Origin of the sequence: Rhizobium sp. Leaf341, assembly GCF_001424325.1 — a bacterium.
GTDB lineage: Bacteria > Pseudomonadota > Alphaproteobacteria > Rhizobiales > Rhizobiaceae > Ferranicluibacter.
The window spans coordinates 191,471-207,068 of record NZ_LMPE01000005.1; the positions used below are offsets into that span (position 1 = coordinate 191,471).

Genomic DNA, 15,598 nt, shown 5'->3' on the forward strand with positions numbered 1-15,598 from the left:
TTGCAGGGAACCGGCAAGCATGCCGCCCTTGTTGCGCGGGTGCTCATGCACCGTCAAGCGCAACATAGAGCGCCGCTGCCCGGCTGACCATCTCGCGCTATCATCCTCAAAAAATGCCAATACACGTCAAGGGCGCATTCGTGACTTTCATGCAACAGCCCCATTTTTCGAGGTGGAGGTGCGCCGTAAATTACGCAGATCTCCTCTACACGACTCGCAAAAACCAGCTACTTACAAATCACACGACGCACCGTTGCCGACTGCGTCCCCTCTTTCGAAGGATATCTTCATGACCCGCTTTACCTCGATCCTGCTCGCCGGTGTCGTCTTTGCCGCAACCGGCTCCATCGTTCGCGCTGCGGATCTGACGGAGCCGGTCGGCCCGGTCGTCGTCGAAACCAATGGCGGCTTCTACCTGGGCTCGGTCAGCAGCCTGACCTTCCTTGACGACACATCCTTTGATTTCGGCGGCGCGACGGTCAAGACCGACTATGACGTCGGCTACTACACGGGCGTCCGCGCCGGTTACAGCTTCGGCGAGATGGGCTTCGTCACGCCCCGCATCGAACTGGAAGTCGGCATGGGCAACGCCTCGGTCGATCATCACCGCGTCAGCGGCGGCCCGTCCTTCGACTCCATCGACAGCTTCGGCGATGCCCGCACCATCCAGGGCTATGTCAACGGCTACCTCGACATCCCGCTCGGTGGCGCACTTTCGGCCATCACGCCCTATGTCGGCGGCGGCGCCGGTGTCATGAACCTCGAACTGCGTCGCCAGGGCGTTGCCGTCGCGGGCGCCGGCACCCTCATGGATGACGACGACACGCGCTTTGCTTACCACCTGGACGCCGGCGTCGGCATCAACATCCAGGAACTGGGCCTGTTCACCAACTTCGCCCTGCTGACCAACACCACGTTCGATATCGGCTACCGCTTCACCGCTGCCGACAACTTCTCGTTCACGGCACGCGACGGTTCGCGCTCGGAAACGGATTTCCGCAGCCACGCCGTCATGGTCGGCTTCCGCAAGACCTTCTAAGGCTTTCACGCCTCCTGACGGCAAAAAGCCGGCTGGTCCTCCAGCCGGCTTTTTTCGTGCCGTCATTCCTCGGAAAGGTGGTCCAGCCGCGTGGCAGGCCGGCCGACGGGCCGGGGTCGTCCGGTCAGGATGCGAGGATCTTCTCGATCACATAGCCGGTCAGCTCGTCCTCGGCGAAGATCTGGCATCGCCCGGTCTCCTCGACATGCTGGTAGATATAGTCGGCGCGCGCTTCGTTGTTGTCGCTGGCGATCATCAGCGTCCGGCGGAGCGCCTGGCTGCTGAGAGTCATCGCCGGCAGCGCCAGCCGACCCTGAAGGAAGATGCTGAAACGGAAATTCGGGTGCATATCGCCATCCCACTTCGCCGCAGATCGCCGTGCCGCAGCACCCGAGGTTCTCAGACCTCGGCTGCCGACACAGGCCGGGGGGCAAGGATATCACCAAAGGACCGGCTTGTGATTCTGGGTCGGAAAACGTACCGACGGGCTTAGGCTGCATCGCCCGGGACATGTCCGATCGGGCGGCCGTTTTCGTTCGACAGGCAGACAGAGGCTCTCTCCTTCCTTGACACGCGCTTGCACCCATACGCCGGCCCCGGCGACGCCGCAGCCGGCCTCCGTCGAGGGGCGCGCCTGCCGCACCTGCACGCTCTGCTGCCGCCTGCCCGATATCGACGCGCTGGACAAGCCGGCCAATGCCTGGTGCCGGCACTGCACGGCCGGCCACGGCTGCGCGATCTATCCGGAGCGTCCGACCCTCTGCCGCGACTTTCTCTGTGCCTGGATGACGCGACCGGATCTCGAGCCGGAATGGGATCCGCTGGTGGCCAAGATGATGGTCTACGAGCAGGGACCGCAGACGACCGTGCTGGTGGATCCCGACCACCCTGCCATTTGGCGCGAGGCGCCGTACGCGGCGATGTTGGAACGCTGGGCGACGGAGGCGGAAGCGAAAGGCGGCTATGTCATCCTGTTCGTCGGAGACGCGGTCTTCAAGATCGCGCCGTCCGCACGGTGACGCGACACGCAAAGGCCCGGGACCGCGCAAAGGCGATCCCGGGCCGTGTTCCCAGCGACGATGGCTCAGTTCCCGGCCGGGCGTGCCTGGCTCCAGGCGGTCAGCGCCTGGTTGAACGCGTCGGTGCCGGCCGTCCCCTTCTCCAGCGTCAGCAGCGCACGACGGCCGTTGCGGTAGCTCAGGGGAATGTCGATCCAGGCCCGTGTGCGCAGCAGATCGAGATTGGTCGTCACGGCTTCGGGAAAATCGTTGAGCGCGATCATGTGGAAGTCGTCGGTGATCTTGGCCGGCACGGCGATCAGGGGGTCGCCGCGATCCTGCTCGTTGCGCTTCATGGCCACGCGCTGAACGCTGTCGATGCTGCCGCCCTCGAAGTTCTCGGGCAGCGAGAACACGAATTCGATCGTGTGGCTGGCCGGCAGCGACGTGTCGGTGTTCCGCTTGATCGTCATCAGCGCGGTCAGGCCGCGGTCCGGCACGGTGATCTGCGCCTGGATGACCGGCTCGGGCCGCTGCCCGGCTTCCGGCGCTTCCTCCTTCAGCGACCAGGCGACGCTTCCCTCGATGGCGGTGGGCGCCGTCTGGCCGAGACGCTCCTCGTAAAGAAACATCTTCTGCGCGCCGGCCGGCATCTGGGTCGTGGCCTGGTCCGGCGCACCGGTCGGGGTGACGGGCGGTGTCTGGGCGGATGCCGCATCCGCACCGGCAGCCGCAGCATCGGGCGATGTGCCGGGGGTCGCAGCCGGGGTCGTCGAAGGCGTCGTGTCTGGCGTCGCGGCTGGGCTTGCATCGGTCGTCGTCGCCGCATTGCCCTGGGCCGGCGGCGTTGCGGATGCGTCGGCCGTATCGACCGGGCGGCTCGCCTCGGTCTGCGCGGCCACGGATTTGCCTTCCTGCGCGGCGCTTTCGCCGGCCGGCGGCTGGGCCGCGCCCTCGTCCACCTCGCTGCCGTCCGTCTGGAGACGCTGGGTGAACTTGTTGTTCGGCTCGGCGGAGGCGACATCGGTGGTCGCACTGCCGCTGGCCGCGGTGCCGGATGCAGGCGCGCCGGTCCCGGATGCCGACGTTCCGCCATTGCTCGCGGTCGGCGGCGCCGTATTGAGGGAAGCGATCGTGTCGGAAATCCAGCTGTTCACCGCATCGCGGCTCATCCAGTAGGCATATCCCCCACCGCCGAACACGAGCAGGAGAACGAGCACCGACACGACCCGCTTGATGCTGAAAGCCGATTTGCGCGGCTCGGCGCGATAGGAGGCCGGACGGCGCGGCGCGGCGGGCGCCTCTGCCGGATCGAGGGCCGCACGACCCTGTGCGGCCGCCGCAGCGCCGCCGGCGGCCAGCAGGCTGTCGATCTCGTCCCAGTTTTGCGGCGGCGGCGGCTCGTCGCCGGCCTCGGTCCGCTCGGTCTCGTTGGACCGATCGACCGGCCAAGACCAGTCCGACACGGCCGGCTCGGTCCCTTCGGGACGCACCTCCTGCTGGAAGGGGTCCGTCTCGTCCAGTGCCCAGGAATGCGACGGCTCGCCCTCGGGCGTGAGGCCGCCTGATACGGCCGGCAGGACCAAGGGCGTCGCGTCGACAGCGTCGCCGCGATCGTCGCCCGAAACCGGCTCGGTGCGCCAGTCGTCATGCGGATCGGCCGCCTGTTCGGCCGGGTGCGTCTCGACCGATTCTGTCCAGACGGGCTCGATATGGGCGGTGACCGGCGTGGCGGCCAGCTCAGGAGCCAGCTCGTAGGTCTGCGTGGCCACCGGCTCCGCATCCGGCGCGGCGACAGGGCCGGCGGGTGCTTCGTTCCACTCCGGCAGATCCCACGTCGCCGACGGCATCGCGCTGGCGTCGCGCGTCTCTGCGTCCGGCTCCACGAGAGGTGCGGCCTCATGAAACGCCGGCTCATAGGAGACAGGCTCATAGGCCACAGGTTCGTGGGCCACAGGTTCATAAGCGTCCGGTTCGCGGGATACGGGCTCGAAAGCGACGGGCTCGTAGCTCGGATGCTCCGGCTCGATCGCGTGCGGCTCGGCCGAGGCCGGTTCCGGCGCGCGGTCGTGCTCGTCGGCCCAATCCTGCGCGGGTTCCTCGACAGGCTCCGGCTCGAGCGCCACCATGTCGTTTTCGTCGGCCACCGCATCGGTGGGCGGATCGATGGGCGCGTCGACGGGTTCGGCCGTCCGATCGTCCGGCTGTGACGCCGGCTCGTTCAGATAGGCGAAATCCTCGACCGCGTCCGGCTCCGCATCCGGCAGGTCGCGATCGTCCCCCGGCGCGCGAACAGGCTCGAACGCCGGCGCGTGATAGACATCGGGCTCGATCGGCTGCGGCGCCTCTGCGATGTCGGCAGGTTCGTCGGCATAGCCGGCATCCGTGGCCGGTTCCCGGTAAGACGGCTCCTGGTAGGCCGGCTCTTCGTGGGACGGCGCCTGGTCGACCGGCTCTTCGTAGGCCGGCTCTTCGTAAGCTTGCTCTTCGGAGGCGGGTGCCTCGTCAACGGGCCGGGGCGCGAACGCGTCGACAGGCTCGGCGGCGATGGGCGCCGCTTCGACCGGCTCCTCCGGTGCAACATGCGTGACGTCGTAGGGTACGGACGGCTGCTGGAACGTCACCTCGGCAGGAGCTGCTGCCGGGGATGCGACGTCGACCGGAAGAGGCTCGCGCGGCACGGGCTCTGGCATGGTCTCCGGCGCGGGCTCCGGCACCGTCTCCGGCATCGTCTCGACCGGGACAACCGCCGGGGCAACAGCGACGGCCGCAGCCGTAGCGGTCGCAGCCGCAGGCGCCGCATCCAGGGCGGGCGCTGCGGCGTGGCTGGCCTCCACCTCGGTGATGGCCGTTTCGAGCTTGCCCATCTGCCGATCGATCATCTCGTCGGAGGGGCGCGGCTTCATGCTTTCGAGCTGACGGCGGACGGCACCTCGGGCCTTTTCGTAGACCCTCGACCGCATCTCCGGACTGTTGTCGGACAAACCGTCCACGGTCCTGCGAATAACTGCTACAAAATCCGCCATCGAAAACTTTCTTTCAACCCTTCGGGGTGATTAAGCCGATACTTGATACGTCGCAAGCGCGGGATCTCTTCAAAACCCGCGCTTTACGCCCTGTCATCACCCCGTTACAGGCCTGTTAACCTAGTCCTCAAACGGATCGGTAACAAGTATCGTGTCGTCGCGCTCCGGACTTGTAGACAGGAGAGCGACCGGTGCGCCGATGAGTTCTTCCACCTGGCGGACATATTTGATCGCCTGCGCCGGCAGGTCGGCCCAGCTGCGCGCCCCCACTGTGGACTCCTGCCAGCCCTCGAGCGTCACATAGACGGGCTGCACCCGCGCCTGGCTTGCCTGGCTGGCCGGGAGATGGTCGATCTCCACGCCATCGAGCGTGTAACCGACGCAGATCTTCAGTTCCTTCAGGCCGTCAAGCACGTCGAGCTTCGTCAGCGCGATGCCGGTGATGCCGTTGGTGGCGACCGACTGGCGCACCAGCGCCGCATCGAACCAGCCGCAGCGGCGCTTGCGGCCCGTCACCGTGCCGAACTCATGACCCTTTTCGCCGAGGAACTGTCCGATCTCGTCGTGCAGCTCCGTCGGGAACGGACCTTCGCCGACGCGCGTCGTGTAGGCCTTGGTGATGCCAAGGATATAGCCGAGCGCGCCCGGGCCCATGCCCGAACCGGCAGCGGCCTGGCCGGCGACCGTGTTCGAGGAGGTGACGAAGGGATAGGTGCCGTGATCGATGTCGAGAAGCGTGCCCTGCGCGCCTTCGAACAGGATGCGCGCGCCCTTGCGGCGCAGGCGGTCGAGCAGCAGCCAGACCGTATCCATGAACGGCAGCACGCGCGCGGCGATGGAGGACAGTTCCTCCATGATCGCGGCATGGCTCACTTCGGCTTCGCCCAGACCGCGGCGCAGCGCATTGTGATGCGTCAGCAGACGATCGACCTTGGCCGGCAGGGTCGAGAGATCGGCCAGATCCATGACGCGGATCGCGCGACGGCCGACCTTGTCTTCGTAGGCCGGGCCGATGCCGCGGCGGGTGGTGCCGATCTTCGTGCCGCTGTTGGAGGCCGCGTCCTCGCGGATGCCGTCAAGCTCGCGATGGAGCGACAGGATCAGCGTGGCATTGTCGGCGATGCGCAGGTTTTCCGGCGTGATGGTGACGCCCTGCCCGTCCAGCTTCTCGATCTCGGCGATCAGCGCATGCGGATCGATGACGACGCCATTGCCGATGACGGCGAGCTTGCCGGGACGCACGACGCCGGAGGGCAGCAGCGACAGCTTGTAGCTGGTGCCGTCGATCACGAGCGTGTGGCCGGCATTGTGCCCGCCCTGGAAGCGGACGACGACATCGGCGCGTTCGGAGAGCCAGTCGACGATCTTGCCCTTGCCCTCGTCACCCCATTGCGATCCGACAACCACGACATTCGTCATTTCGTTTTTCCTGTCTGCAAGCGCGCGTTTTCATCCGCGCTCATCTTCGCCTCGCACGCGATCGCCCTGCCTCGTTTGGCATTGACCTCCCGCACCGACCCATGATCCTGCAACCCGATCCTGTTCCGGGGCTGCAAACCCGCGCATCTATAATGCCTCGTTTTTTCAAAAGCTATTCCGTTTGCCCGGAAATCGGGGCTTTTTGCATGGCAACACCGCGCTTTACGCGATATGCAGCGGGAAGGACGCGTCGCAAAACCTCTTCTCTTCCTGTCCGAGACGGAATTTCAGCTTGAACATTCAGGCCTATCTGATCCTTGCCTTGACCACCTTCATCTGGGGCGGCAACTCCGTGGCAGGCAAGATCGCCGTCGGCCATGTCAGCCCCATGCTCCTGACGGGCATGCGCTGGACGATCGCCTGCGGGCTGCTGCTCGCCATCGCCATCCCGCCCCTGCGCAAGGATTGGCCGCTCATCCGCCGCCACGCGCTGCTGCTCTTCAGCTATGGCGCCGTCGGCTTCACCGCCTTCAACGCGGCACTCTATTCGGCTCTGCAATACACGAGCGCGATCAATGCCGTGATCGAACAGGCGGCGATCCCCATGGTGATCTTTGCCGTGAACTTCGTGCTGTTTCGCACCGGCGTGTCGGTTGCCCAATGGTTCGGTTTCGCGCTGACGCTGTTTGCGGTGGCCTTGACCGCGTCGCACGGCGACCTCTCGACGTTGCTGTCCCTCGACCTCAACCGCGGCGATGCGCTGATGATGTTCGCCGTCCTGGTCTATGCCGGCTACACCGTGACGCTACGCTACAAGCCCGGCATCCACTGGAAAAGCCTGATCGCCGTCTCGGCATTCGCCGCGCTCCTGAGCAGCGTGCCGCTGATGATCTGGGAAAGCACCTCCGGCGCGATGATCTGGCCCGATACCACCGGCTGGATCATCGTCGCCTATGCCGGCGTGTTCCCGTCTCTGATCTCGCAGATCCTCTATGTGCGCGGCGTGGAGTTGATCGGCCCGAACCGGGCCGGGCTGTTCATCAATCTCATCCCCATTTTCGGCACGCTGCTCTCGATCGTCCTGATCGGCGAACAGCTCCACACCTTCCACATCATCGCCCTTGCGCTCGCGCTCATCGGCATCGCCGTGGCGGAAAAGGGCCGGCCGAAGGTGGCCGCCGAGAGCCCCTGACGATAAACCTGACGAAAAAAGCGCCGGACCTTTGCAGGATCCGGCGCGGGTTGACGATGCAGGGCTCTGCCGCCGCCGTTACTCGACGTTGAAGACCAGGGGCTTGGCCTGGCGAATGGCCGGGTTGTCCGTCAGGGTCTTCAGCAGGCTGTCGGGTACAGGGCCGTCGACATACAGCAGGGCGATCGCATCCGAGCCCGCATCCTTGCGGCCGAGCTGGAAGTTGGCGATGTTGACGCCGGCATCGCCGAAGGTCTTGCCGATGAAGCCGATCATGCCGGGGACATCGGTGTTGGTGATGTAGACCATGTGGCTGCCCACGTCGGCATCGAGGTTGATGTCCTTGATCTGGATGAAGCGCGGCTTGCCATCCGAGAACACCGTGCCGGCGACCGAGCGCGTCTGGTTGTCGGTCGTGACCGTCAGCTTGATGTAGCCGTCGAACACGCCGGTCTTGTCGCGCTTGACCTCCGACAGGATGATGCCCTTTTCCTTGATCATGATCGGTGCGGAGACCATGTTGACATCCGACACCTGGCTGCGGATGAGGCCGGCCAGCGCCGCACTCGTCAGCGCCTTCGTGTTCATGCCGGCGGTGGAGCCGTCATAGAGGATCTCGATCTCCTTGATCGCGCTTTCCGTGACCTGACCGACGAAAGCGCCGAGCACGTCGGCAAGCCGGATGAAGGGTTTCAGGATCGGGGCTTCTTCCGCCGTGATCGAGGGCATGTTGATCGCGTTGGAAACCGCGCCCTTGACGAGATAGTCCGACATCTGCTCGGCGACCTGCAGGGCGACGTTTTCCTGGGCTTCCGTGGTGGCGGCGCCGAGATGCGGCGTGCAGACGACGTTCGGCAAGCCGAACAGCGGGCTTTCCTTGGCCGGCTCGGTCTCGAACACGTCGAAGCCGGCACCGGCGACATGGCCGGACTTCAGGGCTTCGGCAAGCGCCGCCTCGTCCACCAGGCCGCCGCGGGCGCAATTGATGATCCGCACGCCGGGCTTGGTCTTGGCAAGGGCTTCGGCATTGAGGATGCCGCGCGTCTTGTCGGTCATCGGCACGTGCAGGGTGATGAAATCGGCCCGCGCCAGCAAGTCGTCGAGTTCGACCTTGGTGACGCCCATCTCCTCGGCGCGCTCCTTGGACAGGAAGGGGTCATAGGCAAGGACGTGCATCTTGAGCCCGATGGCGCGCGAGATGACGATGGAACCGATATTGCCGGCACCGATGACGCCGAGCGTCTTGCCGGTGATCTCCACGCCCATGAACTTGGACTTTTCCCATTTGCCGGCCTGCGTCGAGGTGTCGGCGGCGGGAAGCTGGCGCGCGACGGCGAACATCAGCGCGATCGCGTGTTCGGCCGTGGTGATGGAATTGCCGAACGGCGTGTTCATGACGATGATGCCGCGGCGCGAGGCGGCGGGAATATCGACATTGTCGACGCCGATCCCGGCCCGGCCGATAACCTTCAGGTTGGTCGCAGCCGCGATCAGCTTCTCCGTCGCCTTGGTGGCGGAACGAATGGCGAGACCGTCATAATTGCCGATGATGTCGGCCAGCTTGTCCTTGTCCTTGCCGAGCTGCGGCTGGAAATCGACATCGACGCCACGATCGCGAAAGATCTGGACGGCGGTTTCCGACAGTTCGTCGGATACGAGAACACGAGGTGCCATGAGAGGCCTCCACTGGTGAGAACGTCTTGAAACGAAACGGGATGTGATGCGGACGGGTGGCGAGCCTGCGCGACGCCGCGCGGACCCGCCGTACCGGTCTTAGGCTGCGGTCTTAGGCTGCGGCCTTGAGCTGCGCGGCCTTCTGGGCCTCGAACGCCCAGTCGAACCAGGGCATCAGCGCCTGGAGGTCGGCCGTGTCGATCGTCGCCCCGGCCCAGATGCGGAAGCCCGAGGGAGCATCGCGATAGGCACCGATGTCATGGGCAACGCCCTGCTTTTCGAGCAGCGCCACCATGCCCTTGGCAAACGCTTCCTGCTGATCGGCCGCAAGGGCCGTGACCGCGGGATCGACGATCTTGAGGCAGACGGAGGTGTTGGAGCGGGTGTCGGCCACCTCCGCCAGATTGGCGATCCAATCGGTCTTCTCGACATAATCGAAGATGACCTGCGCATTGGCATCCGCGCGCGCCATCAGCGCGTTCAGCCCGCCGAGCGACTTTGCCCACTGCAGGGCGTCGATGTAATCCTCGACGCAGAGCATGGAGGGCGTGTTGATCGTCTCGCCCTGGAAGATGCCCTCGATGATCTTGCCGCCCTTGGTCATGCGGAAGATCTTGGGGAGCGGCCAGGCCGGAGTGTAGCTTTCCAGACGCGCGACGGCGCGCGGGCTGAGGATGAGCACGCCGTGGCCGCCCTCGCCGCCCAACACCTTCTGCCAGGAGAAGGTGACGACATCGAGCTTGGAGAAATCGAGATCCTGCGCGAAGGCGCCGGAGGTCGCGTCGCAGATCGTCAGGCCCTGGCGATCGGCGGGAATGAAATCGGCATTGGGAACGCGCACCCCCGACGTGGTGCCGTTCCAGGTGAAGACGACGTCACGATCGAAATCGATCGTGGAGAGATCGGGCAGCTTGCCGTAATCGGCCGTGATCTTGCGGGCGTCGGCGAGCTTGAGCTCCTTCAAAACGTCGGAAACCCAGCCCGATCCGAAGCTTTCCCAGGCGACCATATCGACGCCGCGCTCGCCGAGAAGCGACCACATCGCCATTTCGACGGCGCCGGTGTCGGATGCGGGAACGATGCCGATGCGGTAATCCGCCGGCACGTTGAGGACCTCACGGGTCAGATCGATCGCTTGCTTGAGCTTGGCTTTGCCGACCTTGGCGCGATGCGACCGGCCGAGCGGTGCATCTGAGAGTGCGTCCAGCGACCAACCAGGGCGCTTGGAGCAAGGTCCGGACGAAAAATGGGTGTTCGCCGGACGGAGGTCCGGTGTCGCAGGCGTCTTCATGATGGCTACCCTTCCAGATAGAAAGCACCTCGTTAGGGAGGCGTGTCCTGCCGCCGTCAATACAGAAACAGCTCATGCAACGCAAGGGAAAAAGTCAGGAATGCCGTGGGAGCGCCATTTCTCATGCCGCCTGCGACATGGCGGCACGCTGCCCGACGTGGGATTTGAAGGGTCATTGACGGCACGCAGATCAAGGTCGACCGCGCTTGGCGCGGCTGACTGAAGGAATAAGCGTGCCGTCCGATGATGCGCGGCGCTTAACGCCGACGATACCAGGAATGGTCGGGCCGGGAACGACCATGGATGGCGAGCGCAAGGGCGTAGCCTGTCAGGAGCGCTGCGGCGAGGCTCGTCATCGGCCTGTCGCCGGCGGTCGAGCGGATGGTGGCGCGAAGACGTGCGGTGGCGTCGGAACCGCGATCTGCGATCCGGCTGCGCAAGGTTTCGATCTCGGCCTTCAGGGCAGCCACCGTATCGGCGGCGTCGTTCGAGGACGGGTTTTCCTTCGCGGCCAACGCTTCGTCGACCAGCGGTGCGTCGGTCTGCGTCACGGCGTCCGGATCGGCATCTGTGTCGATCGTGCCGCGGGGGATGGGGTTTCCGATGTCGGTCATGGCGGGCTCCTCTTCTGGAGCCAGAACAGCCGGATCGCAACAAGGTTCCTTAAGGGGTGCCCGATCAGCATCCGGCCCCCTCTCCATCCGTGTCCCTGCCCTTGCCCCTCCTTGAAGGGCCGGCTCATGCATGTCGCCCGAAAGCGTGCAGCGGTTTCGGGAAACGACTTGCCTCAAACAAGAACGCAACGCGCTAGTAGAGCTGGAACCGCAGGCCGGCGCGGACCTCGTGGCGGGAAAGGCCGTCGTCCTGCGCGTTCTCGCCGGCACGGGCGAACATGTCGCCCCCCGCGATATCGGAATAGCGGTAGCTGATATCGAGCTTCAGCCGCTCGGTCAGGTCATAGGAGGCGCCGGCCATGAGGGCATAGGTAAAGCGCCAGCTGCTGTCGCCGTGATACGCGCTTCCGGCGATCGGGGCGCCGGCCGCCGTCGCCGTGACGTCCTGCCAGTCGACCGATGTCGCGCCAATGCCGGCGCCGAGATAGGGCGTGAAGCCTGCGACGGTGGCAAGATCCACATAGCCGTTTGCCAGGATGCCGACGCCGCGCAGATCGGCGCGGTAGCGCGCGGACGTGCCGGTCGCATCGCTCGTTCCGGAGAAACGGCCTTCGAACAGGTCTGCGGTCAGGTCGGCGCGCAGGATGTCCGTGAACCGATAGCCAAGGCCGAGCGTGCCGGACACCGGACGGTCGAACCGGTCGTCGTCGAAATCGCTGCGAAGGCCGCCGACCGCCAAAGACGGGCTGCCCTCCTGGCGGAAGACCGTGGCACCGAGATCGGCGCGAAGATAGAGACCGGCCGACACGGTTTCGGCCGCGATGGTGACCTCGGGCGCCGACAGGAGCGCGTCCTCGGCCTGTGCGACAGGCGTGAGGCCGAAGCCGAAGCCGAAGACGACGGCGCTGAACAGGAAGGGGGCGATGGCCGCGCGACCGGGCGTTGCCGATCCTGCAGTGCCCGATGGGGAAAGACGCGTCATGGAGCCCTCGATTGCCGGTGTTCCCCCGGCCGGCGAATCATGCGGGCGGCGGATGGACAGGCGTTAACTTTTGGGCCGGTATGGTTAATGCCGCGTTAACGCGGACACCCCTCTCAGGCGGCAAGCCCGGCGCGGCCGGCATCGGCAAAGGCTGCGGGACGCTCCGTCATGACACTGGCCTCGAAGACGACATCGGCCTCGGCAAGCCTGTACTGGACCGGCGGACCCGGCTCCATGCGCACGTCGAGCGGCCCCGCGCCCTCGGCCCCCGGCTGCCCGAGACCATCGATCAGCGCGTTGATGTCGACCTCGCGGGCAAGCAGGCACTGGAGAAGCAGGCACACGGCGGCATCCGACAGGCTGTCGACAGGCACGATCCGCTCGAAGATCTGGTCCATGCCGACATGCCCGGTGATCCGCCAGAAGTGTCTTTCCATCGTCGCGTCCCGTCAAGTTTTCATCGAATCATCCGATCTCGACCCTAACCCGCGACGCGACACGCACAAGCAACCCCCGGCATCGCCCGTCCGTCTGGTTAAGACAGCCTCAACGACACGCGCGATCCCTGTGCCGAAAACGCACAAAGCCGCCCCTTTCGGGACGGCTTCGCGCAACCGGGGAAGAGAGGCGGCTTACTTGTAGACGGGCTGTTCGACCGGATATTCCGGGACGTAGGCTGCTTCATCGCAACCGCCGAAGGCGTAGCGCAGGCCGGCGCGGGCTTCGTGGACATTGATGCCCTTGTCGCGACCGGGGCCGCCGCTGGCCTTGTAGCCGAACATGTCGCCGCCGACGATCTGGCGGAACCGGTAGCCGACGTCGGCCTTCAGGTTGCAGGTGATGTCGATCGACGTGCCGGCCATGACGCCGTAGGTGAAGCGCCACTTGCGCTTGCCTTCATGCTCGAACGTGCCGTCGCAATTGTTGGGGTTGCCGGTTTCGCAGCTGGTGTTCTTCAGCTTGTCCCAGCGCACCTGCGTGCCGCCGATGCCGGCGCCGACGTAAGGGGTGAAGATGCCGTAGGTGCCGATATCGACATAGGCGTTGGCCATCAGGCTCCAGGCGTGCATCGAGGAAATGTCGCGCGAGGTGCAGAAGGTGGCAACGCCGCAGCTGCCGGTGGTGGAGCCTTCGAAATCGGCCTTGCCGATATGGTCGAGCGTCAGGTCGGTGCGCAGGTGGCGGGTGATCTGGTAACCCACGCCGATGCCGCCGGTCCAGGTGTCATCGAGGTCGTAGCGGTCGAAGTCGCGCTCGTAGGAGTTCGAGCCCTGATAGAATTTTGCGCCGCGAAGCTTCGTGAAGGCATAGCCGACGTCGCCGCGGAGATACCAGCCGCTGGCGTCGCTGACCTCGACGGGCGCTGCTTCCACGGCAGGTTCGAGCGGGGGCTGGTAGAGGTCGGCAGCATAGGCGACGGTGCCGGTCAGCATAGCTGCCACAACGCCAAGCACGATAGTCTTCATGGCTCACTCCATTACGATGTTGCGTCAGCCCACCTCATCGTGCAGCCCGACCGTCCTGTTGCGTGGCATCATGACGGAGATTGGTTAAGCTGCACTTAACCAAGAATCTTCACCCTGTCGGGACATAAAAAAACCCGGCCGAAGCCGGGTTTGCTGTGGGGTCATGGGGATCTGGACGATCAGGCCGCGTGGCGGGCCGATCCGATGACGGAGACGAGCTCGTCGACGATCCGCTCCACCTGGCCGCGGTCGTCGCCTTCCGCCATGACGCGGATCAGGGGCTCGGTGCCGGACGGGCGGATGAGCAGGCGGCCGGTCTTTGCCAGCGCGGCCTCGGCCTCCGCGATCGCCTGCCGCACGGCATTGTCCTCGAGCGGCGCGCCGGTGGAGACGCGCACGTTCTTCAGCACCTGCGGCACGGGCGTGAACTTGTGGCAGACCTCGCTGACGGGCTTGCCGAGCCGCTTGACGTTGGAGAGCACCTGCAGGGCGGCGACGAGGCCATCGCCCGTGGTTCCGAAGTCCGAGAGGACGATATGGCCCGACTGCTCGCCGCCGATGTTGAACCCCTTCTCGCGCATGTGCTCGACGACATAGCGATCGCCGACCTTGGTGCGCTGGAGCGACAGCTTGCGGCTCTGGAGGTAACGCTCGAGCCCGAGGTTGGACATGACCGTGGCGACGATGCCGCCGCCGCGCAGGCTTCCGTCGGCCGCCCAGCTGTCGGCGATGACGGCCATCAGCTGGTCGCCATCGACAATGGCGCCCTTTTCATCGACGATCAGCACGCGGTCGGCATCGCCATCGAGCGCGATGCCGATATCGGCGCGCACCTCGTGCACCTTCCTCGAAAGGGCGGCCGGGCTGGTGGAGCCGCAGTCCAGATTGATGTTCGTGCCGTTGGGGTCCGTCCCGATGGTCACCACGTCCGCACCGAGCTCCCACAGGGCGGCCGGCGCGACCTTGTAGGCGGCGCCGTTGGCGCAATCGATGGCGATGCGCAGGCCCTTCAGCGTGACGTCGCGCGGGAGCGTGCGCTTGGCATGTTCGATATAGCGGTCGTGGACCCCGTCGATACGCTTGGCGCGGCCGATCTCGTTGGAGCGCGCGAGCTGCATCGACAGGTCCTGGTCGAGCAGTTCCTCAATCTGGCCTTCGATATCGTCCGACAGCTTGTAGCCGTCGGGGCCGAACAGCTTGATGCCGTTGTCCTCGAACGGATTGTGCGAGGCGGAGATCATCACGCCGATATCCGCGCGCAGCGACCGCGTCAGCATGGCGACGGCGGGCGTGGGAATGGGACCGAGGACGAAGGCATCGACGCCCGCCGCCGTGAAGCCGGCAACCATGGCGTTCTCGAGCATATAGCCCGAGAGCCGCGTATCCTTGCCGATGACGACCCGGTGGCGATGTGCGCCGCGCCGAAAGATGGTGCCGACGGCGATCCCGACCCGCATGGCGAGATCCGGCGTCATCGGGAAAATGTTGGACTGCCCGCGAATGCCGTCGGTGCCGAAATATCTGCGCTTCATGATCGCTCCATCGTCATATCCGGCCGTCCGGACCGGATCGGGCCGGTCTTCCTGGTCTGGTCTTGCCGGTCTGGCCGTGCCCGTTTGGTCGTGCTGTCTTGGCCATGCTGTGTTGGTCGTGATGCCCTCACCGGGATGTCATGCCCCTGACGTCCCGGCTTGCTCACTCGACCTTTTGCCACAGACACGCGGAAAACGGCATCCTCCCGGCCATCAGAAATGATTACACGCCGTTACCTTCGCAAAGCTTACCGGACAGCGGACGCGCCGAGACCCACGCACGCGGGACGCGCCGTGGAGAAAGGCATTCGGACGAGGCGCTGGAAGCTGCCACGTGAAGGGTAGAAGGGAAGACGACATCTTCC

At 65.4% G+C, this 15,598-nt stretch carries 13 protein-coding genes; 3 read left to right on the top strand and 10 right to left on the bottom strand.

Translation table 11 applies throughout. The features are described 5' to 3' along the window. Positions 1 to 289 precede the first annotated feature (289 nt). Positions 290 to 1,039, top strand: coding sequence for an outer membrane protein (locus tag ASG03_RS08140; protein ID WP_062475024.1), 750 nt, complete (start codon positions 290 to 292; stop codon positions 1,037 to 1,039). Positions 1,040 to 1,163: 124 nt separating this feature from the next. Here the strand turns inward: ASG03_RS08140 and ASG03_RS08145 are convergent, their stop codons facing one another. Beyond that, on the bottom strand, positions 1,164 to 1,388 hold the full coding sequence (locus ASG03_RS08145) for a hypothetical protein (protein ID WP_062693229.1): 225 nt from the start codon (positions 1,386 to 1,388) through the stop codon (positions 1,164 to 1,166). A 217-nt stretch (positions 1,389 to 1,605) separates the two neighbouring features. On the opposite strand from ASG03_RS08145, the gene ASG03_RS08150 reads away from it, so the two are divergent. Then, positions 1,606 to 2,058 carry a hypothetical protein gene (locus tag ASG03_RS08150; protein WP_062693230.1) on the top strand — a complete coding sequence of 151 codons (453 nt, stop codon included), beginning with the start codon at positions 1,606 to 1,608 and terminating at the stop codon, positions 2,056 to 2,058. Positions 2,059 to 2,123: 65 nt separating this feature from the next. Here ASG03_RS08150 and ASG03_RS21660 read toward each other — a convergent pair whose 3' ends face one another. Together ASG03_RS21660 and ASG03_RS08160 are read right to left on the bottom strand one after the other, a co-directional pair. Beyond that, on the bottom strand, positions 2,124 to 5,063 hold the full coding sequence (locus ASG03_RS21660) for a hypothetical protein (RefSeq protein ID WP_162241367.1): 2,940 nt from the start codon (positions 5,061 to 5,063) through the stop codon (positions 2,124 to 2,126). Positions 5,064 to 5,183: 120 nt separating this feature from the next. Then, positions 5,184 to 6,482, bottom strand: coding sequence for an adenylosuccinate synthase (locus ASG03_RS08160; protein ID WP_062475034.1), 1,299 nt, complete (start codon positions 6,480 to 6,482; stop codon positions 5,184 to 5,186). A 292-nt stretch (positions 6,483 to 6,774) separates the two neighbouring features. Between ASG03_RS08160 and ASG03_RS08165 the strand changes: the two genes are divergently transcribed. Next, positions 6,775 to 7,674 carry a DMT family transporter gene (locus ASG03_RS08165; RefSeq protein WP_062475037.1) on the top strand — a complete coding sequence of 300 codons (900 nt, stop codon included), beginning with the start codon at positions 6,775 to 6,777 and terminating at the stop codon, positions 7,672 to 7,674. 78 nt (positions 7,675 to 7,752) lie between these two features. Here the strand turns inward: ASG03_RS08165 and serA are convergent, their stop codons facing one another. The 7 genes from serA to glmM all read right to left on the bottom strand — a co-directional run bounded on the left by serA (position 7,753) and on the right by glmM (position 15,233). Then, positions 7,753 to 9,348: a phosphoglycerate dehydrogenase gene (serA, locus tag ASG03_RS08170; RefSeq protein ID WP_062475040.1), complete on the bottom strand. Its 1,596-nt coding sequence runs from the start codon at positions 9,346 to 9,348 to the stop codon at positions 7,753 to 7,755. A gap of 112 nt (positions 9,349 to 9,460) precedes the next feature. Further along, entirely contained in the window at positions 9,461 to 10,639 is a 1,179-nt protein-coding gene (locus tag ASG03_RS08175) for a phosphoserine transaminase (RefSeq protein ID WP_062475043.1), read from the bottom strand. Between the two features lie 257 nt (positions 10,640 to 10,896). Next, entirely contained in the window at positions 10,897 to 11,253 is a 357-nt protein-coding gene (locus tag ASG03_RS08180; protein WP_062475046.1) for a hypothetical protein, read from the bottom strand. A 193-nt stretch (positions 11,254 to 11,446) separates the two neighbouring features. Then, complete coding sequence (locus tag ASG03_RS08185; RefSeq protein WP_082475622.1) at positions 11,447 to 12,235, bottom strand: outer membrane protein; 789 nt, start codon at positions 12,233 to 12,235, stop codon at positions 11,447 to 11,449. A gap of 113 nt (positions 12,236 to 12,348) precedes the next feature. After that, on the bottom strand, positions 12,349 to 12,672 hold the full coding sequence (locus ASG03_RS08190) for a hypothetical protein (RefSeq protein WP_062475049.1): 324 nt from the start codon (positions 12,670 to 12,672) through the stop codon (positions 12,349 to 12,351). A gap of 195 nt (positions 12,673 to 12,867) precedes the next feature. After that, positions 12,868 to 13,701, bottom strand: coding sequence for an outer membrane protein (locus tag ASG03_RS08195; RefSeq protein WP_062475052.1), 834 nt, complete (start codon positions 13,699 to 13,701; stop codon positions 12,868 to 12,870). A gap of 179 nt (positions 13,702 to 13,880) precedes the next feature. Next, on the bottom strand, positions 13,881 to 15,233 hold the full coding sequence (gene glmM / locus ASG03_RS08200) for a phosphoglucosamine mutase (protein ID WP_062475055.1): 1,353 nt from the start codon (positions 15,231 to 15,233) through the stop codon (positions 13,881 to 13,883). Positions 15,234 to 15,598: the final 365 nt, after the last annotated feature.